Source organism: Proteus sp. MB838 (genome assembly GCF_054767435.1).
Genome location: NZ_BAABMO010000023.1, coordinates 35,132 through 61,436 on the forward strand (window position 1 = coordinate 35,132; position 26,305 = coordinate 61,436).

Genomic DNA, 26,305 nt, shown 5'->3' on the forward strand with positions numbered 1-26,305 from the left:
TCTTTATTAAAGTTTTAAGTAATACTTATAAAGCATGTAAGTGTTGATACTTACATGCTTTTATATTATTTACTCTTTTTCTATAAAGTTTTTATTCATAAATTCTACAGTTTCTGTTAAATCTGGATCGGGTTTAGGAACTTCATTGATCCACGCATTCAATAAACTGTGTGCTACGGCTAATACAACAGGGCCAATAAACAGACCAATCATACCGAGTGTTAAAATACCACCGATAACACCGGTCAAAATCAGTACCATAGGTAGGTCAGCTCCCATTTTGATGAGGAATGGACGTAGTACACCATCCATCGTCGCCACAATCCCACCCCAAATGATCATGACGATACCCCATGTAGTATCACCGGTCCAAAATAGCCATAAAATAGAAGGAACCAGAACGAACAAAGGTCCTAATTGCGCAAGGCAGCAAATAAACATCAATACCGTTAACACTGTGGCATAAGGCACACCCGAAATACCTAAGCCAATACCACCAATAACGGCTTGGATCAGCGCAGTTAACACCACACCCAGCGCCACTGCGCGAATTGACATGGAGGCTAATAAAATGGCTGCATCACCCCGTTGTCCGGCAAGACGCACAGCAAAATGGCGTAACCAAGCAACAACATTTTCACCTTGTAAAAAGAGTAATCCTGAAAAAAGTAACATGACAACTAAGTGAAGCGCAAAACGGCCAATATTTAAGGCTTGTGCAAAGAACCAATTTGCTGCTTGTCCAATATAGGGTTGGATCTTCGCCATTAAGGCATTACCACCAGAAACGAGAATAGAGTGCCAAGTTTCATAGAGCGTATTACCAACCATGGGGATCTCTTTCAACCATAGCAGTTGTGGTGGTTGAATATCTGAAGGTGATTTTGCTAGTTCAATCAATGGAGCACTGTTGTCAATAACACTACTAATTAACAAAATAATCGGAATGACGAAAATCAGTAATATTAAAATCATCATGATCATGGTTGATAGCCAGCGATATTTTACTCGTTTTTCTAAAATAATGAGTAAAGGCCAAGTGGCAACCACTATCATGCCAGCCCAAATAAAACCAACGATAAAAGGATTCAGGATCCAAAAACTACCGATAATAAAAAAAGAAATAAAAAGAACGGTGAATAAAATTTTGGGTATATCTGTATGGATCTGCGGTTTTTCCATGATTTTAAATCCCTACACGAATAAAATGCTAAAAGCAGATGAATAAACATGGCAAATATCATGTTGTTTATGTCACTACGCAATTTGCCAGAATTGTATGATAAGGTGAACAGGTATCGGTCTGAAAGTGCAAATTCAAATTATTGCACCTCTTGGCATACATTGAGATAGTTTTAATAAAGCAATGTGGATAAATTAGATTAAAGAGCTATAACAAATGATCCCACGTATATCGCAAGCACCGCAAGTCAGTGAACTCACAACCGAATTTTTAAATACACTCCGACAAAATGGTTTTACAGGTGATATATCGAGCACTTATGCCGATAGACTCACTATGGCAACAGATAACAGTATTTATCAGTTGCTACCACAGGCGGTTATTTTTCCTCGTTCTACAGCGGATGTGACTATTGTAGCACGTTTAGTGGATGAGCCTCGTTTTCATTCCCTCTCTTTGACACCAAGAGGTGGCGGAACCGGCACTAATGGTCAAGCGTTAACCGAGGGTATCGTGGTGGATTTATCTCGTTATATGAAACGTATTATTGAGATAAACCCAGAACAGCGATGGGTAAAGGTAGAAGCCGGTGTGATAAAAGATGAACTTAATCTGTTTTTAAAACCCTATGGTTTCTTTTTTGCGCCAGAACTGTCTACCAGTAATCGTGCGACATTAGGGGGAATGATCAATACCGATGCTTCAGGGCAAGGCTCTATGGTATATGGCAAAACCTCCGATCATGTATTAGGCGTCAGAGCCGTTTTGCTAGGCGGAGAATTGCTTGAAACTCGCGCGATGGACAGCGCTTTAGCTGAAACTATTGCGAAAGAAGATTCTGCTGTTGGTCGGATATATCAAACGGTATTATCCCGTTGCAAAGCACAACGTCAGCTTATTCTCGAAAAATTCCCTAAACTGAATCGCTTTTTAACGGGCTATGATTTACGCCATGTGTTTAGCGATGACATGAAGCATTTTGATCTTACGCGTATTCTAACCGGCTCAGAAGGGACTTTGGCCTTTATTACCGAGGCAACACTCGATATTACCCCCATTCCAAAGCAGCGCAGTTTAGTGAATGTGAAGTATGACTCATTTGATTCCGCATTGCGTAACGCGCCGTTTTTAGTAAAAGCAAAGGCGCTTTCTGTTGAAACTGTTGACTCCAAAGTATTAAACCTTGCTCGAGAAGATATTGTCTGGCATTCCGTTAATGCATTGATTACGGATGTGCCCGATAAAGATATGCAAGGGCTAAATATTGTTGAGTTTGCCGGCGATGATAAAACACTGATTGCCTCACAAGTGGAAGATTTATGTCAGCGCTTAGATAAGCTGATGAATAATGGCGAAGGGGGCGTTATCGGTTATCAGGTTTGTGATAACCTCGCCGATATTAACCGTATTTATGCCATGCGTAAAAAAGCAGTAGGGCTATTAGGTAATGCTAAAGGGCATGCTAAACCCATTCCTTTTGTTGAAGATACCTGTGTGCCACCAGAGCATTTAGCGGATTATATTACTGAATTTAGGGCATTACTTGATAGTTATCAGCTCAATTACGGTATGTTTGGTCATGTTGATGCTGGCGTATTGCATGTGAGACCTGCTTTAGATATGTGTGATCCGCAACAAGAACAACTCATGAAAACCATTTCTGATGAGATTGTTGCATTAACGGCGAAATATGGTGGCTTACTATGGGGGGAGCATGGAAAAGGCTTTAGAGCGCAATATAGTCCAGAATTCTTTGGCGAAACCCTTTATCACGAATTACGTCAAATAAAAACGGTGTTCGATCCTCGAAATAGACTTAACCCAGGGAAAATATGTCCTCCTCTCGAGGTTGAGGCGCCAATGAAACAGGTCGATGCTATTAAACGTGGCACATTTGATCGCACCATTCCTGTATCGGTTCGCGAAGATTTTCGCGGTGCATTAGAGTGTAATGGTAATGGATTATGTTTCAACTTTGATGTTAAAAGTCCAATGTGTCCTTCTATGAAAATAACTGGACAACGTATTCATTCACCTAAAGGCAGAGCGACATTAGTCAGAGAGTGGTTACGTCTACTTACAGAGCAAGGAGTAAGCCCTCAGCAGTTAGAAACAAGTCTTACAAATAACAAACCTAGCTTACGGGGATTGATTGAAAAAACACGCAATACATGGAAAGCTAAACGTGGAGAATATGATTTCTCTCATGAGGTAAAAATAGCAATGAATGGTTGTTTAGCTTGTAAAGCGTGCTCTACACAATGCCCGATTAAAATTGACGTGCCATCATTTAGAGCCAAATTTACTCAGTTATATCATCAACGCTATCTACGTCCGCTAAAAGATCATATTGTGGCAAATGTCGAACTCACCACACCGTTAATGGCAAAAATACCAAGTCTGTTTAATTTCTTTATTAAGCAACCATTGGTGCAATCGTTGAGTAAACGTACTATTGGTATGGTAGATCTGCCTCTATTGTCATCTCCGACATTAAAGCAGCAGTTAGCTGGACATAGCGCATTAGCGATGACCTTGGAAGAGTTAGAGCAGTTATCAGAAAAGCAACGAAGCCATTATGTTATCGTGGTACAAGATCCATTTACCAGTTATTACGATGCCAAAGTGGTTGCTGACTTTATTAAGTTGATTGAAAAAATTGGTTTTAAACCTGTGCTATTACCTTTTTCACCTAACGGAAAAGCACAGCATATTAAGGGCTTTTTACAGCAATTTAGTAAAACTGCACAAAAAACAGCAACGATGCTTAATCGAGTTGCACAGTTGTCCATTCCGATGGTAGGAGTCGACCCCGCTTTAGTCCTTTGCTACCGCGATGAATATCGGGAGATATTAGGGGATAAACGCGGTAACTTTAAGGTTCAACTGGTTCATGAGTGGCTAAATCAGTTAGTCAGTGAGCCGATTGAGATCTGCGAAGATGCTGAAAAATGGTATCTTTTTAGTCATTGTACTGAGTCAACGGCATTACCGCAAAGTATGCAACAGTGGCAAGCGATATTCCAACGTTATGGTCAACCACTTGAAGTGGTAACTACGGGGTGCTGTGGTATGGCGGGCACTTATGGGCATGAAGTGAATAACTATAAAAATTCATTGGGAATTTATCAACTGTCATGGGGAAATGCATTGAAAACACTCCCTACAGCACGTTGCTTGAGTACCGGATATTCTTGTCGTAGCCAAGTAAAACGTATTGATAATATTGAGTTAAAACATCCACTACAGGCGCTTTTGGAGATTATGCAATGATATGGAAACGAAAAACAACATTAGGACAACTTAATCATATTAGCCCAAATAATATGGTGGGGCACCTTGGTATAGAACTCACCGCACTGGGTGAGGACTATCTTGAAGGCACCATGCCAGTAGATCAGCGTACTAAACAGCCTTTTGGTTTATTACATGGTGGCGCCTCTGTGGTATTAGCTGAAACCTTAGGGTCAATTGCTGGCTATTTATGCACAGAAGGTGAACAAAAAGTGGTGGGTTTAGAAATCAATGCCAACCATATGCGAGCAGTAAAAGAAGGGGTTGTAAAAGGTGTCTGTAAACCTATTCATTTAGGTCGTACACATCAAGTATGGTCAATAGAAATTTTTGATGACGCTGACCGTAAAGTCTGTATTTCACGTTTAACAACTGCGGTTATTGTTTAATTCGTTAATCAATAATAAACGCCTAAGGTTATTATTTCACTTTAGGCGTTTTTTATTTATTGAAATGAGGTCATGTGAAAAAATTATCTTTATTTAAGTTTAAATTTTAATGATAATTATTATCTTCATTATTATTAATAGTAAGAAAAAATGACATCAACCATTCTAAATTATAAAAGCGTTTTTATTTTAATCGGTAGTTTATTACTTACAGCATGTGATAACGAATCAACTCACAATAAGAGTGAAGAGATAATAAATTATCCTGTACGTACTATGTCGGGGTTTAATATCGCGTATCCAACTTCATTCTCATTAAATAGAGATGATACAGAACACTATTTTCAATTATTACCTGATCATGTCCAAGATGTCACATCACAGATGTTAGTTTATCAAGCCAAACCAGTATGCCAGTTATCAGAAGTTCGTTTAGTTTATTTTAAACTTGACGATATGATGAGCTATGATATTGATTCAGGAGCACAGGGTATCGTTGATAATATTTCCACTATTGATGGCATGAAAGAAACTTCAACAACAATAAAGCCTTTCACAGTGTCAGAAATGCCAGCTCGACAAATTTTCTTTGAAGGAAAGTTGTCTAATCAGAAAGTGAGCTATGAAGGGGTATTAATTGCGGATACTAACACAAATCGTGTATGGCAATTACAATTTATTGCTGAAAATAAAAGTAATAATAATCAAGAAGTTATTGATTGCACTAATAGGTATGTGAACTCAATTAGTATCAATCAATAAGTCATAAAAGCACACAATACAATAAGAAGTTATCACAAAAGTGGTGCTATCTTACCTATCAGTATAAGCATAAAAAGAAAATATTTTGCGATTATCAATTGTTGATTTTTTATGCTTTTTCTCTACATTTCAGTGACAAAGGTATAAAATGTATTTGCTTTGCAACTTTTATGCGTATTGTGCGAAATAAAGGAATTTAAAAAAGTTTTATTTTTGTAATGAAAAAAGATAAAAATTGTTACATTTCAATTTATTAAGCGCTATATTTAACAATTAAAAAGCAAAAAAAGAGCAATTTTTAAACGATTTTATAATATCCTTTCAAAAGACAGGGTTGAAGTGATAAGGGTTATCATTACCATTAGAGTCAGGAAAGATATTAATCTCCTTTCGAAATGAGGTCAGTAATGACAAACAATGTTGAAACTTTTTCTCTAAATGATACTGCTTGGCAAGGCATTGTGCTGACTGATAGTGCAGCGAAACATATTTGCCAATTAGTGGAGAAAAACCCTGAAAGTCAGGGACTTTCCTTAAGTATTAAGCCATCAGGTTGTACGGGCTATGGTTATGTTATTGAGCTTGCTGCAGGCCCCTCAGAGGACGATCTTGTCTATGAACATAATGGTGCCAAGTTATTCGTTGCATTAAAAGCCATGCCATTCATTGATGGTTTAGTTGTTGATTATGTCCGTGAAGGACTTAATCAGATGTTTAAATTTAATAATCCTAAAGCTCAGAACGTCTGCGGATGTGGTGAGAGCTTTGGGGTATAACATAGTGAAGTCAGATTATGTCTCAGAGCAATGTTGAAATTGGTGATGAAGTTCAAGGCTGGCTCAGTGATTATCACTATAAAGAAGGGTTCTATACCGATATCTCAACCGATACGTTAGATAAAGGGTTGAATGAAGCGGTTGTGCGAGCTATTTCAGCTAAAAGAAATGAGCCAGAGTGGATGCTAGAGTTTCGTCTTGATGCTTATCGTCATTGGCTAGAGATGGAAGAGCCTCATTGGCTAAAAGCAGATTATCCATCGCTGAATTATCAAGATTATAGTTATTATTCAGCGCCATCTTGCGGTGCTTGTTGTGCCAATGGCAGTTGTGCTAGTGGTAACAATGAAGCTGTCTCAACACAAGAAACCCAAGATTATTTAACTAAAGAAGTTGAAGACGCATTTAATCAGTTAGGCGTGCCAGTAAGAGAAGGGCAGTCAGTGGCTGTAGATGCTATTTTTGACTCAGTATCGGTTTCTACCACTTATCGTGAAGAGCTAGCTAAACATGGTGTTATTTTCTGCTCCTTCGGTGAAGCGATTCAAGAATATCCCGAATTAGTACGCCAATATTTAGGTACAGTTGTTTCTAGCCACGATAACTATTTTGCGGCACTTAATGCGGCGGTCGCTTCTGATGGTACCTTTGTTTATATTCCTAAAGGTGTTCGCTGCCCTATGGAATTATCCACCTATTTTCGTATTAATGCGGCACAAACAGGCCAATTTGAACGTACGATTTTAATTGCGGATGAAGGAAGTTACGTCAGTTACATCGAAGGGTGTTCAGCACCTGTACGTGATAGCTATCAGCTGCATGCTGCCGTTGTTGAAGTTATCATTCATAAAGATGCCGAAGTGAAATATTCCACGGTACAAAACTGGTTCTCTGGCGGTGATAGCGAAGGCGGAATTCTTAACTTCGTCACTAAGCGTGCCCTTTGTGAAGGTGAGAACGCTAAAATGTCGTGGACTCAATCTGAAACAGGTTCAGCGATCACTTGGAAATACCCAAGTGTTATCTTAAAAGGAGATAATTCAACGGCTGAATTTTTCTCAGTGGCACTGACCAATGGTAACCAACAAGCTGACACGGGAACCAAGATGATCCACATCGGTAAAAATACCAAATCAACTATTATTTCTAAGGGTATTTCTGCGGGTAAAAGTCAAAATAGTTATCGCGGTTTGGTGAAAGTGTTACCTGGTGCGCAGAATGCACGTAACTACACACAATGTGACTCAATGTTAATTGGCACAGAGTGTGGTGCTCACACCTTCCCTTATGTTGAAGTCATGAATAACTCAGCACAATTAGAGCATGAAGCGACAACGTCACGTATTGGTGAAGATCAGTTATTTTACTGCCGTCAACGTGGATTAAGTGAAGACGATGCAATCTCAATGATTGTCAATGGATTTTGTAAGGACGTGTTCTCAGAATTACCGCTGGAATTTGCTGTAGAAGCACAAAAATTATTAGCAATCAGCTTAGAACATAGCGTTGGTTAACCATTAACCAAATTCTGGGTATAAAAATACCGAAGGCATATATTATGTTAGATATTAAAAATTTACATGTCAGTGTTGAAGGCAATGAAATTCTTAAAGGATTAGATTTGCAAGTACGTGCCGGCGAAGTGCACGCTATCATGGGGCCAAACGGTTCAGGTAAAAGTACATTATCCGCAACCTTAGCAGGTCGCGAAGAGTATGAAGTTGATGAAGGTAGTGTGACTTTTAAAAACAAAGATCTACTGGAATTAGAGCCTGAAGAGCGAGCGGGTGAAGGTATCTTTATGGCATTTCAATACCCAGTAGAGATCCCCGGTGTCAGTAACCAGTTTTTCTTACAATCCTCAGTCAATGCGGTAAGAGAATATCGAGGCCAAGAGCCGTTAGATCGCTTTGATTTTGAAGATTTTATTGAAGATAAAATCAAACTATTGGATATGCCTCAAGATTTGTTAACTCGTTCTGTTAACGTAGGTTTTTCCGGTGGTGAGAAAAAACGTAACGATATTTTGCAAATGGCTGCCCTTGAACCTGAACTGTGTATCTTAGATGAAACCGACTCAGGACTCGATATCGATGCGCTAAAAATTGTCGCTAATGGTGTCAATAGATTACGTGATGGTAAACGCGCCTTTATCGTGGTGACTCACTATCAACGTATCCTTGATTATATTAAACCTGATTATGTGCATGTGCTTTACCAAGGAAAAATCATTAAATCAGGTGATTTTTCATTAGCACAAAAATTGGAGGAACAAGGTTATGGCTGGCTTATTGACCCTCAATGAGAAACGTGAAAAACAGCATCAAGTAGAACAGCGTAATCAACAGGCATTAAAACAATTCTCTGCGCTATATCAACAGCGTAAAGGGGAAGATAATTTAAATGCACGTAATCACTGGCTACAAGTGGAAAAAGTGGGTTTTCCAGCTTATCGACACGAAGATTGGCATTATACGCCATTAGATGAGACGCTCAGTCAGCAATATCAAATGTTGCCACCTTTTGAGGTACAAGATTTAATTGAGCAACGGGCACTCTCATTTGATTGCTACCGTATCGTGATGGTTAATGGTGCATTTTCACCGGCTGAAAGTAGTCAAGATTTTGGTCCATACCAAGTGACATTACTGGATAACCAAAGTGAATTACCGCAAGCCATTAATGGTGAAGTGTTCTTGCATTTAGTTGAAAGTTTAGCGCAACAGCCGCTATTCATTACCTTGAAAAAAGGCGTAGTGGCTGATAAACCGCTTTATATCCTTAATATTACACAAGGTCATGCAGGGCAAGAAGTTAACAGTGCTAACTATCGTTTCCATCTTGATGTTGGCGCTAATGCTCAGATGCAAGTGATTGAACACTATATTAGTAGTGATGGTGAAAACCGTCATTTTACCGGGGCGAGATTAACCGCCACTATTGGTGATAATGCCTCGTTCAACCATATTAAACTTGGTTTTGAAAATGGCATTAGCCAACATTTTGCCCATAACGATTTAAGCATTGGACGAGATGCTCGTGTTAATAGTTATGCATTCTTGTTGGGGAATAAACTGAGTCGTCATCATACTAGCGCTGCACTGACGGGTGAGAACAGTGAGCTATCAATGAATAGTGTGGTATTACCCAAAGCGAACGAAATTGCCGATACTCGTACTTGGCTCGTGCATGGTGAGAAAAATTGCCTAAGCCGTCAATTACATAAAAGTATTGCAATGGATGCAGGGAAAGCCGTATTTAATGGCATGATCACAGTCACCCCTCAAGCGCTGAAAACAGATGGTCAAATGACCAATAACAACTTGTTATTAGGTGATAAAGCACAAATTGATACTAAGCCACAACTTGAGATCTATGCTGATGATGTGAAATGTAGTCATGGTGCAACGGTTGGGCGTATTGATGATGAGCAACTATTTTATCTACGTTCACGAGGTATTGCGTTAAGTGAAGCTCGCAAAATGATCATTCATGCATTTGCTGCCGAATTAACAGAATCATTAGAAAATAGTGTGATCAAAACTCATGTTCTAGAGAGAATAAATCAACGCTTATCAGAGGTATAAAAAGGCATGATGACACATTCCATTGAAAAAGCGCGGGATGACTTTCCTATTCTCTCCCAACAGGTGAAAGAAAAATCTTTAGTCTATCTCGACAGTGCCGCAAGTGCGCAAAAACCCGCTTGTGTCATGGAGCGTGAAAAACAGTTTGCCTTAACACAATATGCCGCGGTTCACCGCGGCATTCACACATTAAGTGCAAACGCCACCACCTTAGTGGAGAATGTTCGTAAGCAAGCAGCACATTTCTTAGGTGCAAAGAGTGAAGAAGAAATCGTTTTTGTAAAAGGAACGACAGAAGGGATCAATTTAGTCGCTTACAGTTATAGCCATCGTTTCCTAAATGATGGTGATAACATTATCATTACTGAAATGGAACACCACGCGAATATAGTGCCGTGGTATATGTTAGCAAAACAGTATGGTTTTCATGTCCGTGTTATTCCTCTGCTTGCTAATGGGCAACTCGATTTAGCGCAATTACCCCAATTAATTGATAACAGAACTAAGTTACTGGCGATCACTCATCAGTCTAATGTACTGGGAACCGTCAATCCTATTGCTGAAATTATTTGCCAAGCTAGAGAGTATTCGGCTCAGCAAGGGGGTGAGTTACATATTTTAGTTGATGGGGCACAAAGTGCGATGCATCAAGCTATCAATGTTAGTGCGTTAGATTGTGATTTTTTTGTATGTAGTGGCCATAAACTTTATGGTCCGACAGGGATTGGCTTGCTATATGGCAAAAAAGCGCTACTTGATGAATTACCTCCATGGGAAGGGGGTGGCGCTATGATAAAACATGTGCATATCAATGGTGATATTACCTACGCAGATGCGCCGTGGCGATTTGAAGCTGGAACGCCTAATATTATCGGTATCATTGGCTTAGGGGCAGCTTTGGAATATCTTGCTCAATTTGGTATGGATAAGATTGCTGCATATGAAAATAGCTTAATGCAATATGCACAACAACAATTAACCAAAGTAAAATCATTAACGCTTTATGGTAATGAAGCGCGTCAAGGTGTGATAGCATTTAATTTAGGTAAGCATCACGCTTATGATGTGGGAACTTTTCTTGATAACTATGGTATTGCTATTCGTACGGGTCATCACTGTGCGATGCCAATTATGGACTATTATCAGGTTCCTGCCATGTGTCGCGCTTCGTTGGGATTGTACAATAATAAAGCGGATATTGATGCACTGGTTAATGCGTTGTTACGCATTGAAAAACTATTAGGCTAACAATTAAAAAAGAGGTTATTCATGGCAATTGCGGCTTTGCCTGATGAAGCAAAATTATTACGCAATTTTTCTCGTTGTCAGGATTGGGAGCAACGCTATCTCTATATGATGGAGCTAGGAGAACGCTTACCACCATTAACAGATGAACAAAGAACGGCGGCTAATTTTATTGAAGGTTGTCAGAGCCAAGTCTGGATAGCGGTTGAATTAGATGAGCATAAACAGCTGATCTTAGCCGGTGATAGCGATGCAGGTATTGTAAAAGGATTAGTGGCATTAGTGATTATTCTTTTTCAAGGTAAAACGGTAGAGCAAGCTCTCGCCACTGATGTTAACCACTATTTCTCGACATTAGCACTGGAAAGTCATTTGACGCCATCTCGTACTCAAGGGCTACACGCTATGGTAACACGGTTAATGAAACGCTTTTCGGAATACACTGTAGCATAAATGTTACCCGATCCCATATTAATGTTCTAAACTGACTTATTATATGATAATCATAACGATGAGAATGTTATCATGATAATAGTCAGTTTATTTTATTGCTAACACACGGGATCAACAATGAAGAAATGGTTAACCTTATTGGGTGCATCGCTGTTAGGGATGAGCAGTCACTTAACTTATGCACATGAATACCTGCTACCTACGGATGGTTCACGTATCATTGGGGAAAATGTTTCTTACACCGTTCCTGATGATAAACGTTCTTTAGAAACGATCGCTGCACAATATCAAGTGGGTTTGCTAAATATGATGGAAGCCAACCCAGGTATTGATCCTCTATTACCCGAAGCGGGCAAAACACTACAAATTCCCTTACAGATGATCTTACCTGATACCGTGCGTAAAGGTATTGTCATTAATCTGGCAGAATTGCGCCTTTATTACTATCCCAAAGAAGGGGGAACCGTTGATGTCTATCCTATCGGTATTGGCCAATTAGGGCGGGAAACGCCTGAAATGGTGACATCTGTTTCTCAATTGATTAAAGATCCGACTTGGACGCCGACAGCCAATATTCGTAAAAATTATGCGGCTAAGGGGATCACATTACCGGCAGTGGTACCAGCAGGGCCAGATAATCCAATGGGTGCATATGCGTTAAGATTAGCGCACAGTCGTGGTGAGTATCTTATTCATGGTACTAATGCCGATTTTGGTATTGGCTTAAGAGTGAGTTCTGGCTGTATTAGATTACGTCCTGATGATATTGAAACACTGTTTAATGTGGTACCCAAAGGCAGTCGGGTTCAAGTGATCAATAAACCGATTAAATTTACTGAGACTGCAGATGGTAAGCAATTTATTGAAGTGCACCAACCACTCTCACAAAATGAAGATGACGATCCCCAGACGATGCCCCTAACGTTTACTAAACAATTTACGGCTTGGTATGAAAGTGGCAAAGTGGATAAAGCAAAAGTGGATGCAGAAATTATTCGTCGTTCAGGTATACCGGTCGATGTAACCGCATATTGATGATTGATATTCAGTAATGAAAAAAAGCAGATACTTCATAGGTATCTGCTTTTTATTATTAATTAAAGCTGACTTAACGTTTTTCAGCTTACTAGTCAGTCAAATTATTTTTTATAAGTAGTTACTTGGTTATCTAGACGCTGATTAGCACGCGCTGCTTCATCATAAGCGGCTTTTGCTTGAGCGTTAGCTGATTGAACATCACTACTTAGTTGTTGAACTTGCGTATTTAAACGGTTTACATCAGAAGAGATTTGGTCTAATTGTGCGTTGTTGCTAGAAGAACAACCTGCTAATAGGCCTGAAGCCAGAATTACCGCACCTAGTACAATTTTTGCTTTCATTGTGACAACCTCTATTATTAGTTTGTTTAAAGGAACAAGTAGCATTTTGTATGAAGCCACTAGTAAGTATGGCACAGTTATAAGAAAATACAGAATTTATTTATAACTAGCTATAACTACTTACTCTTTATATGACAATATGAAAAATAACCTACAACAAGCAAATAACCAGTATAAAAAATGCGTGTTATTTCACAAAAGATTTTTATTCGTAAAAGTCTGATATAAAAAATTTTTCTCCGTGCTAAACTAATCTAGTTTCTATCTAAAGCATTTTACAATGCCTCTTCCAAATTGACCTTAATAAAAACCGCGCTACTTTCATTTTTAAATGACTCAAGTGTGAACTTTTGAAAGTTTAAGTTGTTGTAGCCTCTGAAGAAAAAGATCCCCCGTTCTAAATCAGTTAGCGCCGTCCAGACAGAAAATTCACTAGTATGAAGTTTAGTTAGCGTATCATTACCTAATAGTGGATCAATGGTTGCATCTTTAGGGCGATCGAAGCGATTCATGATATGGGCAAGCTCAATAAGCTGTTTATCAGGATCAGAAACTTTGTGGTAATAGGTTGAATAATAAACTGCACGAATAAATCTATCTACAGAAGTATCTGAGCTAGGTAATGTTGCTAATGCAATACCACTATCAGGTTGGTTGATTTTAATACGACCTAATGTGCTACTGGAAACGTTGATATTAGAAAGATGAGTGTAGTTGTTTAAATTAGTTAAATGCCACGGGAAAATAGGGCCATTGGTCATGCAATAGGTAGGATTATCATAAATATGTAATTTACCATCAGAGACTTCGACAACAATACAATCACCGGTTTTATCATAAAATGCGTAATGGAAAGGGCTTGGTAAGTTACGTAACAATAATAGCTTTTGTGACCAAAAATGGGTTTGGGGGATAATCTCTTTTAACTCTTTAACCGTCGCATATCGTCCTAATGCCCACTCACCAATAGCAGCAATAGGAACAGAGCTTGCGTAATATTGGGGATCGAGATCATCTAACTTAGAGTTAGGTAGCATATTTAAGCTAAAAGAGAGTCCCTGACTATTTACACCTTCAAGTACATCTTTGGTACCCGATAAGTTAATAGGAGCGGTAATAGCCATAAAAGGATATTTAACGCTGTACTTTAATCCGGGGGTTCCATCAGGGGCATTTTGCTGAAAAGTATGACCTTGTGGATAATAAGCTAAGATAGACGTTGGCTCATCAGAAGAAAACTCCATTGTCCGACCATGATAAACACGTTTTTTCTTGTCAGTAATCGCAAGTGTTGTGCAAGCGAAGGGGTGTCGGTTATTTTCTATCATCTTTTTTTGTTCCTTATTAAATCAAATCTAAATTAAATAATTATTAATTTTAAAACTTAGATTTAAAATTTTATTTACATTTATATTTTAAATTAAGTGTTATTACTTAATGCTATAAAGGTTATTTCTCATAATTCAAGTTTTATTATAGTACAAATATTTTATTCTAAATGTACATAAATAAATTAACATAAAAGCAAGTGGAATATTATTAATATTATTTAAAATCAATAGGTTGCTATTTCTTGTAGAGTGTTAAAGCTGATTTGATAAATATAATCTCATTGTTTTCATAAAATATAAAAAATTTTTCATTACTGGAATTATTAGACTATCTTTTAAAGTAGGTATTTAAAATCATTTAGTCACTAATGTAATAATAATTAGTAAGGGTAATTTCAAGATGAATAAAAAAACTCCAAGTTATAGCTCACTCGATGATGTTTATGCATCGTTTGATTTATCACAATCCTTACCGAAAACACATTTTCCGCAACAAGAGAGCCATCCTCGTCATGTTTTTGATGCTGTAAGGGATGAGCTGATGCTAGATGGCAATTCAAGACAAAATCTGGCCACATTTTGTCAAACCTGGGTAGATGATGAGATCCGTGATTTGATGAATTTATCTATCGATAAGAACATGATAGATAAAGATGAATATCCACAAACGGCAGAAATTGAAAACCGTTGTGTTCATATGCTTGCTGATTTATGGCACTCACCCGATCCACTCAATACCCTAGGTTGTTCAACCATTGGCTCCTCTGAAGCGGCAATGCTGGGGGGACTTGCATTAAAATGGCAATGGCGTAAAAAACGTCTTGCTGCTGGAAAAGCGACAGATAAACCTAATCTTATTTGTGGGCCAGTTCAAGTCTGTTGGCATAAATTTGCCCGTTATTTTGACGTTGAACTCAGAGAGATCCCGCTTGAAGGTGATCGCTTGATGATGAGTCCTGAAGAGGTCATTAAACGTGTTGATGAAAATACTATCGGTGTAGTGCCAACATTAGGGGTGACCTTCACCTGTACTTATGAGCCAGTAAAAGCGGTACATGATGCACTCGACCAACTACAAAAAGAGACCGGACTTGATATTCCTATTCATGTCGATGGTGCGAGTGGTGGCTTTTTAGCGCCTTTCTGTGCACCTGATTTAGAATGGGATTTCCGTTTACCGCGTGTTAAATCCATTAACTCATCAGGCCATAAGTTTGGTTTAGCGCCATTGGGCTCTGGTTGGGTAGTATGGCGTGAAGCCAAAGACTTACCGGAAGAGCTTATTTTTAATGTGAACTACCTTGGCGGTAATATGCCAACCTTTGCGCTTAATTTCTCACGTCCCGGTGGGCAAATTATTGCTCAATACTATAATTTCTTGCGTCTTGGCAGAGAAGGGTATGCGAAGATCCACAATGCCTGTTATCACACCGCGCAATACCTTGCTCGAGAAATTGAAAAGCTAGGGCCTTTTGAAATGATCTTCAGTGGTGATAGTCAAAAAGGAATACCTGCATTAGCGTGGAAACTGAAAAAAGAGGCTAAGGTAAGCTACTCCTTATATGACATCGCTGATAAATTGCGTAGCCGTGGCTGGCAAGTACCCGCTTATTCTATGCCTGCTGATCGCCAAGATTTAGTTATTCAACGTATTCTTGTTCGTCATGGTGTGAGTTTAGATTTGGCGACATTACTGATAGAAGATATGAAACGTACTCTCGATTATTTCGAAAAACATCCTGTGAGCACACCTTTATCTGAAGAAGACGGCGGTGGCTTTAACCACAGCTAAACAGGCTCTTTTATTTGGTAATAGGTTGGAGAATTAGACTCTTTTTCTCCAGCCTTGATTATCTGCACACCATTATTTCATTGTATACACGTAGGAGAATGAGCATGGCGACATCTGCAACAAGTTCTGCCTCAAAACAGCTCACGTTATTAGGTTTTTTTGCCATAACTGCATCCATGGTGATGGCGGTCTATGAGTATCCAACTTTTGCAACTTCCGGCTTTAGTCTAGTCTTTTTCTTATTACTAGGCGGTTTGTTGTGGTTTATTCCTGTTGCATTATGTGCAGCTGAAATGGCAACCGTTGAAGGATGGCAAGAAGGGGGCGTATTTGCTTGGGTATCTAATACGCTAGGGGAGCGCTGGGGATTTGCGGCGATCTCTTTTGGTTATTTACAAATAGCGATTGGTTTTATTCCAATGCTTTATTTCGTATTAGGAGCATTATCTTATATTCTTGATTGGCCTGAGTTAAATACCGATCCGCTCACCAAAACGATTGCCGCATTAGTGATTTTATGGGGATTAGCTTTAACTCAATTTGGCGGAACTAAATACACGGCTACTATTGCTAAATTAGGTTTCTTCGCGGGGATATTATTACCAGCAATTATTTTAGTGCTTTTAGCTATTAGTTATCTGGTCAGTGGTGCGCCTTTAGCAATAGAAATCAGCAGCAAAACCTTTTTCCCTGATTTTACTCAGATTGGTACTTTAGTGGTTTTTGTGGCCTTTATTTTAAGCTATATGGGCGTTGAAGCCTCAGCCACTCACGTCAACGAAATGAAAAATCCGGGCCGTGATTATCCACTTGCCATGTTTTTATTAATGATTGTGGCAATATGCTTAAGCTCTATTGGTGGTTTATCTGTTGCTGCAGTGATCCCTCATAACGAAATCAACTTATCTGCGGGGGTGGTTGAAACCTTTAGTGTTTTAGTCAGCTATTTTAGTAGCGGATTAGTTTGGGCGGTTAAAATTATTGCTGCACTATTATTGCTTGGCGTCTTGGCTGAAATTGCGTCGTGGATCGTTGGGCCTTCACGGGGAATGTTTGTGGCTGCACAACAAGGTATTCTTCCGCCAACACTGACTAAAGTAAATAAAAATGGTGTACCGGTAGCTTTAGTGATCACTCAGCTAATTATTACTACTATTGCTATAGTGGTGCTGACTAACACCGGTGGTGGGGGCAATATGTCATTTCTTATTGCTTTAGCGCTGACGGTGGTGATTTATCTATGTAGCTACTTTATGCTGTTTATTGGCTATATGCATTTGGTTTGCAAGCAAGCTGATAAAAAACGTGCATTTAATATTCCCGGTGGTAAAGGTGTTAAATTATTAGTGGCCGTTGTCGGTCTGATTGTGTCTATTTTAGCTTTTGTTGTTTCATTCTTCCCACCTAGCTCTTTACCCGGTGGCAGCAGTGATACAACGTATGTTTCATTGCTAGTGGTAAGTTTTGTTATTATTTTTGCTTTACCTTTTATTATTTATGCGTGCTCTCGCAAAGGCAATAAAGCCAATGTATCGATGATCCACATTAAGAGTCATAATGCACCGAAAGGACACTTTTTTATCCATCCTCGTGCTCGTTCAACGCATTATTTAGTGCCAATAGATAAAACAGATCATGATAGTCAGCAACAGAAATAATCTCTTTGGCAGTAGTTCAATGAGATGTTTTTTATAAAAAAGTAGCGATAAAAAAGCCATCCGTTAAAACGGATGGCTTAAATTTTTTAATTACAAATTAGCTATAATCGAGTATTACAGAACGTGTACTGATGAAGTATTTGTCGTTCCACTATCAACCAGTGCACCTGTAACCATAACAACACGATCACCTGCATGGGCTAAGCCACTTGATAATGCTGCATCTTTACCGATACGGTAGAAGTCATCAGTAGAAGCAATTTTATTAACTAATTGTGTTGTCACACCTTTTACTAACAGTAATTGGCGTGCGGTCTCTTCATTATTTGTTAATGCTAAGATAGGCGCTGTTGGGAAATATTTACGGATAGAGCGCGCTGATTTACCGCCATAAGTTGCTACAACGATAAGAGGAGCATCTAATTTCTCCGCCATTTCTACAGCACCACGACAAACAGCTTCTGTTACACGTAATTTAGCACCTAATTGGTAAGACTCTAAACGTGATTTCATGATGCGATCAGTACGATCACAGATAGTCGCCATAATAGTCACAGCTTCTACTGGATATTTACCTTTCGCACTTTCACCGGATAGCATAACAGCATCAGTACCATCTAAAATAGCATTGGCAACGTCACCTGCTTCTGCACGAGTAGGGCGTGGATTTTTGATCATGGAATCTAACATCTGTGTTGCAGTGATAACCACTTTACGCGCAGCGTTACATTTTTCGATCATCATTTTTTGTGCAAAGATAACTTCTTCAACAGGGATCTCAACACCTAAGTCACCACGTGCAACCATGATACCGTCAGAAGCTTCTAAAATTTCGTCAAAGTTATTTAAACCTTCTTGGTTTTCAATTTTAGAGATGATCATGATGTTTTCGCCACCGTGTGCTTTTAAGTGAGCACGCATCTCTTCAACATCTGAACGTTTACGAATAAAAGAAGCGGCAACAAAGTCAACGCCTTGTTCGCAACCAAAGATAAGATCTTGTTTATCTTTTTCTGCTAATGCCGGTAAGCCGATAGAAACACCTGGTAAGTTAACGCCTTTATTTTCGCCTAAATCACCGTTGTTGAGTACTTCACATACCACTTCAGTATCAGTGACTTTAATGACTTTCATACCGATAAGGCCGTCATCGACTAATACGGTATTGCCGACAGTTAAGTCTCTTGCGAAACCGTCATAAGTGACCGCAACGCGATCTTTATTACCAACAACAGAAGTATCTGTTGTAAAGGTAAAAGTCTGACCTGCAACTAAAGAGACATCGTTACCACCTTCTAATTTAATGGTGCGGATCTCAGGTCCTTTAGTATCTAATAAAATGGCTGCTTTTTTGCCTGTTTTTGCGCAGACATTACGCAGGTTTTTGATACGGTTGCCATGCTCTTCATAGTCACCGTGAGAGAAGTTTAGACGCATTACGTTCATGCCTGCGTCCAGTAATTGAGTCAGTTTTTCTTCAGATTCGGTTTTTGGCCCGATGGTGCAAACAATTTTTGTCTTTTTCATGGCAGTCTATTAATGATTCTATTGTAATGGATGAATAAGGATTAATGTTGTTGGGTTATATCAATCATCTTAACAGTGCGAAACACGATAAGTGCATTCATTTCTAGCTAATAAGTTGCGCAACATGTGAGTGGCTCCAACAACATGATAAAAATTTTGTCACTATTTTGTATAAAAGATTGCTAGACATCTTACATTATAGTCTATCATGATTCATTTGTTCTGTTTTCTAAAGATGCCTGTAAATCAATACGCTGAAACCTTTCAACAAAATTATGTTTTGTATTATAGAGGTTAATTTCCATGAAGAAAATCGAAAAAAGGTAAATTTAAGTGATGTGATCAAAATAGGGCTCTGATTGCTTGTTTTTTAAGCGTTTTGTTGCGCAATTAAATTTTGCGTAATCATTTTGTTGTGGTGTAGGGGAGGTAACACGAAATATAACAAGAATTAAGAAAGAGAAATGGTGCGTCCAAGTGGACTCGAACCACCGACCCCCACCATGTCAAGGTGGTGCTCTAACCAACTGAGCTATGGACGCACTGTATTGAAATGTTGTTCAGAGTAAATGGTGCGTCCAAGTGGACTCGAACCACCGACCCCCACCATGTCAAGGTGGTGCTCTAACCAACTGAGCTATGGACGCATTCTTTATTCTGGGTGACAACGGAGACGAATATTAGCGAGATGATTTGCTTCTGGCAAGAGGAAAAACACAAATTTGTATTCAACTGCTCGTATTTAAAGCTATTTGTTGATATTTGTGTCATTCCTTTGCCAAAAAATAACGCTTTAATGGAAGTATTAACGCTCCGAGCGTAATAAGACAACATCATCAGATTGACGCTGGATCCACCAAATACGTGTTCCCATCATAATTGCAGAAGCGGTTAAACCTAAAATAAAACCAATCCAGAACCCCGCAGGCCCCATTGCTTCAACAATATAATCCGTTCGTCCCAAGAGATATCCGGAAGGCAAACCAATTACCCAATAAGCGATAAAGGTAATAAAAAAGATAGAGCGAGTATCTTTATAACCCCGTAATACCCCTGAACCAATAACCTGTACGGAATCTGACAACTGATAAAGTGCGGCGAATAACATAAGATGAGAGGCTAATGTCACCACTTCAATATTATCGTTATACATTAAAGCAATTTTTTCTCTAAAAATAATAGAGAAAATAGCGGTACAACTTGCCAGCATTAATCCGACAGCAAGGGCTGTAATGGCTGAAGTACGAGCTTGCTCTGTAGAACGTTGCCCAAGGTTATAACCCACACGAATTGTTGCAGCTATTCCCAAGGAAAGAGGGAGCATAAACATTAATGAGCTAAAATTAAGGGCTATCTGGTGACTTGCAACAGCCGTTACACCTAATGGTGAAACTAATAATGCCACAACAGCAAACAGTGTTACTTCAAAAAATAGTGCTAGCCCTACAGGTAACCCTAACAATGTAATACGCTTTATTGTGTGGAATTCAGGTAACACTAGGCGTTTTTTGGGCATAACATCCCGTTGTGTTGGTGCTCGACGCACATAGTAGCGCATCATTAAGAACATCGCCCAAAAAACAGAGGCGGTTGCCACACCACAACCAATCCCACCTAATTGTGGGGCACCAAATTTACCGTAAATAAAGGCGTAGTTGACAGGAATGTTAATTAATAATCCAATAAAGCCGATGATCATGCCTGGTTTTGTTTTTGATAATCCCTCACATTGGCTTCTCAGCACTTGATAATAGAGACAACCAGGAGCCCCCCACATAATGGCATGAATAAATCCAATGGCTTTTTCTGCAAGCTCAGGCTCGATATCATGTTGCGCTTCAATAATAAAATGGCTGTTATAAAGAATGGCAATGACCATGATGGATAAAAAAGTGGCAAGCCAAAAACCTTGCTGTGTACGATTAGCAATATGCTTTCGTTGTCCTGAACCATTTAATTGTGCAACGATGGGGGTCAATGCCATTAATATACCTTGACCTAATAAAATCGTTGGCAACCAAATCGACGTACCTACAGCAACCGCAGACATTTCTGTGGCATTGACAGCACCTGCCATCACGGTATCAACTACTCCCATAGCAGTTTGGGAGAATTGAGCGATGATAACAGGGATACCAAGAGCAAGTAAGCTACGCGCTTCTTTTATATACTTCTGCACGCATACACCTTTATTCATTATAATAAGACGGAAGGGAGGAAAGAACGTCACATGTTAATATGGCGTAAAATAATCCTTAAGCAAACATATTCTAATGATAAATGTTTAATTATCAATGAAAGATATGACGTTTTTCAACCACAGAATTTTGATAAGTAAATAAGTGGTTTTACGTTATATTTGATGGCAAACATCATAAGGGGAGAAGGCAATAATGATCCCTTTGTGTAATATCACTTATGTTATCCTGATTACACTAAATTAATTAAGATAAACTCGCTTATCAGTCCAAGGAGATGTGAGATGTTTACAGGTATTGTTCAGGGAAAAGGACGTGTTATTGCCATTGAAGATAAAGGTGATTTCCGTACCCATATCATTGAATTACCTTCCGAGTTAGTCAATAACTTAGAAACAGGAGCTTCGATCGCTAACAATGGTTGTTGCCTAACCGTCACAAAAATCGATGGCAATAAAATTAGTTTCGATTTAGTGAAAGAGACGCTGCGCTTAACTAATTTGGGCGAGTTAACGGTTGGTTCAGAAGTTAATATTGAACGAGCGGCCAAATATGGCGATGAAATTGGTGGTCATGTGATGTCTGGTCATATTGTCACTACGGCTGAAATTGCGAAAATTATTACTTCAGAAAATAACTTACAGATCTGGTTTCGTATTTTTGATCAGACATTGATGAAGTATATTTTGCATAAAGGTTTTATTGGCATTGATGGTATTAGTTTAACTATTGGTGATGTGGTTAATAATCGTTTCTGTGTCCATCTGATCCCTGAGACTCGCGATAGAACGACGTTAGGTCGTAAGCGTTTGGGGGATAAAGTTAATATTGAGTTAGATCCACAAACTCAGGCGATTGTTGATACCGTAGAGCGTGTTATGGCGCAACAAGCATTAACGGTTAAGCTTCAAGCAACACACGAAGAAGAAAACGAAAAATAATATAGTCTGTTATCAGACGACTAGAATTAAAAAATCCCGTTTTTCAGTCTATGGAAAACGGGATTTTTACCTCTATTGATAGCTAAAAATCAGCGAGGTGTGCGTAATCCACCTATTCTACCTTTCGGGCTTAACATAATTTGCCATAACTGAATATCTCTGGCGCGGAAAGCACCCGCACAAGCATTCAAGTAGTAGCTAAACATGCGTTTAAAACGAGGTGTATAGTTAGATTCAATTTCAGGCCAGCTAGCTAAAAAACGCTCATACCATGCCATTAAGGTTTTGTCATAATCGGCACCAAAATTATGCCAATCTTCCATAACAAATTTATTTTCCATTGCCTCAGCGGTTTTTTGAATAGACGGCAAACAACCGTTAGGGAAAATATATTTACTTATCCAACTATCGACATTAACTTTATTGTGATTAGAACCAATGGTATGTAATAAAAATAGTCCATCTTCTTTGATATTACGGCGAGCGACATCAAAGTAAGTGGCATAGTTTTTCGGGCCAACATGCTCGAACATACCAACAGAAACGATACGGTCGAACTGCTCGTTTAAGTCACGGTAATCTTCTAAGATGATATTGACATCAAGACCTTTACAGCGCTCTTGTGCTAATTTCTGTTGTTCAACTGAGATGGTCACCCCTGTAACAGAAACGCCATAGTTTTTGGCAGCATAAGCAGCAAGACCACCCCAGCCACAGCCAATATCGAGCAATGTCATACCTGGTTTTAGCTCTAACTTACGGCAAATAAGGTCGAGTTTGTGCTGTTGAGCAACTTCTAAGCTATCCGCATCCTTCCAATATCCACAGGAATATTGCATATAAGGATCTAACATTGCGGTAAAGAGGTCGTTACCTAAATCGTAATGCTCTTTACCCACCATCCACGCTCTTTTTTGTGTTTGTAAATTAAAAATGCGTGCCATGGCTATTTTTAAAATATCGCGCCAGTTACTTGGCAATTTATTTTCAAGACCTGCTCGTAAAACTTTATGAAAGAATATATCAAGACGTTCGCAGTCCCACCAACCATCCATATAGCTTTCACCGAGACCTAATGAGCCTTGTTGTAATACTCTTTTATAAAAATCTTTATTATGCACTTGGATATCATAAGGTTCAGAACCATTGATATGAATGTCTGCTTGAGCGAGCAGCTCTGATGCGATCCGTTGATAAGGATCATTGGAGGTCTTTCGGCCTTCTTCTACACAAGATGTACTCATATACTCTCCGGCGTAAACTAAGCGGGTTTTGAGGCATGAAGCAAGAAAGGATAATGCAGATTGGTAGAGTTAAAACAATATTGAATTCAACACAGATTGAATGAATAAAATTATTAAGAGAACTAATCTGACATAATCAGCAAATTATCTGTTTAATGCCTCAAAATCCGAAAGAAAAATGAATAAAACGCTTAAGCGTTTGAACAAGTATAGAGATGTAAATAGGTTTTCTCTAGAAAATAAAAAGGCCATTTTATATAAATGGCCTTTTTTAAGAATTTTCCTAAAAACAGGGTATGGCGTTATTCTGTCGCCTGAACTGTGTGTTTGCTAACGGATTTATTACGTTGAATAAAGTAACCCAGCGCCATTGGAATAGCCGTGAGTGCCATAATCGCTGTGGTATTAATTAATGGCTGTTGGCTAATAAAGGCTGAGACAATAAAGCTTGCTAAACTACATAGACCTAATTGTAGCGCATTTTGCAATGCGGCGGCTTTACCACTCACTTCAGGGTAGGCTGATAGCGCATTAGAGACAGCAATGGGATAAGAAGCACCGTTCATCACAGCCATAATACAAAATGGAATTAAAATTGTTGTTAATGTTGGGTGTGTATATTTGGCGACTAAGAACAACGCTGTCATGCTCACTGCGTAGCCAATTAACAATAAAGGTAACAGTGTTTTACCCGACATTTTTGATAATAGAATGCGACAACCATAACCACCTACCATAAATGCGATGGTTTGTGGAATATAGCTTAAGCCGATATCTTGTGGTGAATAACCCATCTTCTCAAGGATAATCGGAGAGCCTGCTAACCAAGCAAAGAAACCCGCACTACAGGACGCGTAAACTAATACGTTACCAGCATAGATAGGTGACTTAAGCAAAGTTAAAAATGATACTGTAGATGGGCCTGCATCAATAACTGATTTTTGTTTAATATTTTTTAGCATCAATGTGGGTAGCATTAATACAAGAGTAATTGCCATCAGCAACATAAAGATCATGCGCCAGCCACCGTGGTTTAACAGAAAAGCACCAATTAGTGGCGCTAAGGCTGGGGAAAGGGCGACCAATGGCATAATTGATGCGAAAACGTGTTGAGCGCGAGACTCATCAAAACGGTCTATCACTAGTGCTTGCCAAATAACGGCTGCAGAGCAGACGCCAAAGGCTTGTAAGAAGCGCATGGTTAGTAAACCGGCAGCACTGTCTACCCAAAGCATACCTAGACAACCTAGGGAGAAGAAACTTAGCCCAATAAGTAAAATAGGCTTACGCCCCAATTTGTCTGAGAGTGGCCCCCAAAGTAGTTGAGCGACAGCAAAGCCAAATAGAAAGATACTTAAGCTGTTACTGACTGCGCCTTCACTGATTGATAATTCGCGTTGCATCATACCAAATGCAGGCAGATACATATCGATAGCTAAATAGCCCAGCATACTAAGGCAGGCGAGATACACCATAAAGAGAGAAGGTGTTTTTGATTGTGTGGAATTCTTTAAAGTCATTTTAATTTTCTATGTTATGTGATGTAAAACATTTTATATATTGTAGCTAAGAGTGATTTTACTTGTGAAACGGGAATATTTGGTTAATGCTGTGAAAAAAATTCAAAGGAATACATATTATGTGGTCAGAATACTCGCTAGAGGTCGTTGATGCTGTCGCTAGAACGGGGAGTTTTAGCTCAGCCGCTCAAGAATTGCACAGAGTACCCTCCGCGGTGAGTTACACCGTGAGACAATTAGAAGAATGGCTTGCCGTTCCTTTGTTTGAACGCCGGCATCGTGATGTTGAATTAACCGATGCGGGTAAGATCTTTATTAAAGAAGCCCGTTCTGTTATCAAAAAAATGAATGACACTCGTCATATGTGCCAGCAAGTCTCAAATGGCTGGCGGGGGCAGTTTAGCATTGCCGTGGATGGTATTGTCAAACCGGCTAGAACACAGCAACTTATTCTGGACTTTTATCGCCATTTTCCTGATATCGAACTCTATGTTTATCCTGAAGTTTTTAACGGTGTCTGGGATTCATTAGTGAACGGGCGTGTTGATTTGGCTATTGGTGCCACCAGAGCTTCACCTATTGGTGAACGTTATAGTTTTAAAGATATGGGCTTTATGCCGTGGCGATGTGTGTGTCATGCTGATCATCCTCTTGCAAGCGCGGCACATCCTTTAACCGATGATGAGTTACGGCCTTATCCTAGTTTATGTTTAGAAGATACCTCACGTAGTTTACCAAAACGAGATACTTGGGCATTAAATAATCAGCGCCGAATGATAGTGCCTTCATGGGATATGGGGCTTGAGTGTTTATTAGCAGGATTATGTGTTGGTATGGTGCCTTGGCACCGAGCGGAGCCATTAATCGAACAAGGTAAGTTGGTTACCCTTACCTTAGTACAACCCTTGCCAGACAGTCCGTGCTGTCTAACATGGGTTGATAAAAGCGAATCGCCGGCATTAACTTGGCTATTAGATTATCTAGGCGATAGCCAAACCTTAAATGAGGAATGGCTTCGTTAATGAA

At 39.2% G+C, this 26,305-nt stretch carries 21 protein-coding genes and 2 tRNA genes; 14 read left to right on the plus strand and 9 right to left on the minus strand.

The features are described from left to right. Nucleotides 1–69 precede the first annotated feature (69 nt). Nucleotides 70–1,182: an AI-2E family transporter YdiK gene (gene ydiK, locus ACYUCW_RS11330; protein WP_004243171.1), complete on the minus strand. Its 1,113-nt coding sequence runs from the start codon at nt 1,180–1,182 to the stop codon at nt 70–72. Between the two features lie 217 nt (nt 1,183–1,399). Between ydiK and ydiJ the strand changes: the two genes are divergently transcribed. The 10 genes from ydiJ (at nt 1,400) to ACYUCW_RS11380 (ending at nt 12,724) form a co-directional block, all read left to right on the plus strand. Continuing rightward, a complete protein-coding gene (ydiJ, locus tag ACYUCW_RS11335) occupies nt 1,400–4,456 on the plus strand; it encodes a D-2-hydroxyglutarate dehydrogenase YdiJ (RefSeq protein WP_087726519.1) in 3,057 nt (1,018 codons plus the stop codon). Then, on the plus strand, nt 4,453–4,866 hold the full coding sequence (locus tag ACYUCW_RS11340) for a hotdog fold thioesterase (RefSeq protein WP_004243169.1): 414 nt from the start codon (nt 4,453–4,455) through the stop codon (nt 4,864–4,866). The genes ydiJ and ACYUCW_RS11340 overlap by 4 nt, the downstream gene beginning before the upstream one ends. 150 nt (nt 4,867–5,016) lie before the next feature. Then, nucleotides 5,017–5,628 carry a hypothetical protein gene (locus tag ACYUCW_RS11345; protein ID WP_004243168.1) on the plus strand — a complete coding sequence of 204 codons (612 nt, stop codon included), beginning with the start codon at nt 5,017–5,019 and terminating at the stop codon, nt 5,626–5,628. 407 nt (nt 5,629–6,035) lie between these two features. After that, complete coding sequence (sufA, locus tag ACYUCW_RS11350; RefSeq protein ID WP_004248176.1) at nt 6,036–6,404, plus strand: Fe-S cluster assembly scaffold SufA; 369 nt, start codon at nt 6,036–6,038, stop codon at nt 6,402–6,404. A 17-nt stretch (nt 6,405–6,421) separates the two neighbouring features. Continuing rightward, on the plus strand, nt 6,422–7,918 hold the full coding sequence (gene sufB, locus ACYUCW_RS11355; protein ID WP_460408617.1) for a Fe-S cluster assembly protein SufB: 1,497 nt from the start codon (nt 6,422–6,424) through the stop codon (nt 7,916–7,918). A gap of 44 nt (nt 7,919–7,962) precedes the next feature. Continuing rightward, nucleotides 7,963–8,709, plus strand: a complete 747-nt coding sequence (sufC, locus tag ACYUCW_RS11360) for a Fe-S cluster assembly ATPase SufC (RefSeq protein WP_460408619.1) — start codon at nt 7,963–7,965, stop codon at nt 8,707–8,709. Next, nucleotides 8,684–9,991: a Fe-S cluster assembly protein SufD gene (gene sufD, locus ACYUCW_RS11365; RefSeq protein ID WP_004243162.1), complete on the plus strand. Its 1,308-nt coding sequence runs from the start codon at nt 8,684–8,686 to the stop codon at nt 9,989–9,991. Before sufC ends, sufD begins: the two co-directional genes overlap by 26 nt. A 6-nt stretch (nt 9,992–9,997) precedes the next feature. After that, nucleotides 9,998–11,239 (plus strand): cysteine desulfurase SufS, encoded by a 1,242-nt coding sequence (gene sufS / locus ACYUCW_RS11370; RefSeq protein WP_004248175.1) that lies wholly within the window; start codon nt 9,998–10,000, stop codon nt 11,237–11,239. Nucleotides 11,240–11,260: 21 nt separating this feature from the next. Continuing rightward, nucleotides 11,261–11,689, plus strand: a complete 429-nt coding sequence (gene sufE / locus ACYUCW_RS11375) for a cysteine desulfuration protein SufE (protein WP_004243158.1) — start codon at nt 11,261–11,263, stop codon at nt 11,687–11,689. 117 nt (nt 11,690–11,806) lie between these two features. Beyond that, the gene (locus ACYUCW_RS11380; protein WP_004243156.1) at nt 11,807–12,724 is read left to right on the plus strand and encodes a L,D-transpeptidase family protein; all 918 of its coding nucleotides are present in this window, start codon (nt 11,807–11,809) and stop codon (nt 12,722–12,724) included. A gap of 104 nt (nt 12,725–12,828) precedes the next feature. Here ACYUCW_RS11380 and ACYUCW_RS11385 read toward each other — a convergent pair whose 3' ends face one another. Both ACYUCW_RS11385 and ACYUCW_RS11390 read right to left on the minus strand, forming a co-directional pair. Beyond that, nucleotides 12,829–13,068 carry an Lpp/OprI family alanine-zipper lipoprotein gene (locus ACYUCW_RS11385; protein WP_004248171.1) on the minus strand — a complete coding sequence of 80 codons (240 nt, stop codon included), beginning with the start codon at nt 13,066–13,068 and terminating at the stop codon, nt 12,829–12,831. A gap of 275 nt (nt 13,069–13,343) precedes the next feature. Then, nucleotides 13,344–14,396, minus strand: coding sequence for a linear amide C-N hydrolase (locus ACYUCW_RS11390; protein WP_460408621.1), 1,053 nt, complete (start codon nt 14,394–14,396; stop codon nt 13,344–13,346). 403 nt (nt 14,397–14,799) lie between these two features. Here ACYUCW_RS11390 and ACYUCW_RS11395 point away from each other — a divergent pair, with 403 nt between their 5' ends. Beyond that, a complete protein-coding gene (locus ACYUCW_RS11395) occupies nt 14,800–16,191 on the plus strand; it encodes a glutamate decarboxylase (RefSeq protein ID WP_049257228.1) in 1,392 nt (463 codons plus the stop codon). Nucleotides 16,192–16,295: 104 nt separating this feature from the next. Next, nucleotides 16,296–17,849, plus strand: coding sequence for a glutamate:gamma-aminobutyrate antiporter (gadC, locus tag ACYUCW_RS11400; protein WP_460408623.1), 1,554 nt, complete (start codon nt 16,296–16,298; stop codon nt 17,847–17,849). A gap of 114 nt (nt 17,850–17,963) precedes the next feature. Here the strand turns inward: gadC and pykF are convergent, their stop codons facing one another. The 4 genes from pykF to ACYUCW_RS11420 form a co-directional block, all read right to left on the minus strand. After that, on the minus strand, nt 17,964–19,376 hold the full coding sequence (gene pykF / locus ACYUCW_RS11405; protein WP_004248168.1) for a pyruvate kinase PykF: 1,413 nt from the start codon (nt 19,374–19,376) through the stop codon (nt 17,964–17,966). A 465-nt stretch (nt 19,377–19,841) separates the two neighbouring features. Next, a tRNA-Val gene (locus ACYUCW_RS11410) sits at nt 19,842–19,918 on the minus strand. Nucleotides 19,919–19,946: 28 nt separating this feature from the next. Then, nucleotides 19,947–20,023: transfer RNA gene (locus tag ACYUCW_RS11415), tRNA-Val, on the minus strand. 158 nt (nt 20,024–20,181) lie between these two features. Then, nucleotides 20,182–21,555 (minus strand): MATE family efflux transporter, encoded by a 1,374-nt coding sequence (locus ACYUCW_RS11420; protein WP_460408625.1) that lies wholly within the window; start codon nt 21,553–21,555, stop codon nt 20,182–20,184. 303 nt (nt 21,556–21,858) lie between these two features. On the opposite strand from ACYUCW_RS11420, the gene ACYUCW_RS11425 reads away from it, so the two are divergent. Continuing rightward, nucleotides 21,859–22,515: a riboflavin synthase gene (locus ACYUCW_RS11425; RefSeq protein ID WP_004243145.1), complete on the plus strand. Its 657-nt coding sequence runs from the start codon at nt 21,859–21,861 to the stop codon at nt 22,513–22,515. Between the two features lie 89 nt (nt 22,516–22,604). On the opposite strand, the gene cfa is transcribed toward ACYUCW_RS11425, so the two are convergent. After that, nucleotides 22,605–23,759, minus strand: a complete 1,155-nt coding sequence (cfa, locus tag ACYUCW_RS11430; protein WP_004243144.1) for a cyclopropane fatty acyl phospholipid synthase — start codon at nt 23,757–23,759, stop codon at nt 22,605–22,607. 302 nt (nt 23,760–24,061) lie between these two features. Beyond that, nucleotides 24,062–25,279: a purine nucleoside transporter PunC gene (gene punC, locus ACYUCW_RS11435; protein WP_004248166.1), complete on the minus strand. Its 1,218-nt coding sequence runs from the start codon at nt 25,277–25,279 to the stop codon at nt 24,062–24,064. 119 nt (nt 25,280–25,398) lie between these two features. Here punC and punR point away from each other — a divergent pair, with 119 nt between their 5' ends. Beyond that, nucleotides 25,399–26,301 carry a DNA-binding transcriptional activator PunR gene (gene punR, locus ACYUCW_RS11440; RefSeq protein ID WP_460408627.1) on the plus strand — a complete coding sequence of 301 codons (903 nt, stop codon included), beginning with the start codon at nt 25,399–25,401 and terminating at the stop codon, nt 26,299–26,301. The last annotated feature ends 4 nt before the right edge of the window (nt 26,302–26,305 follow it).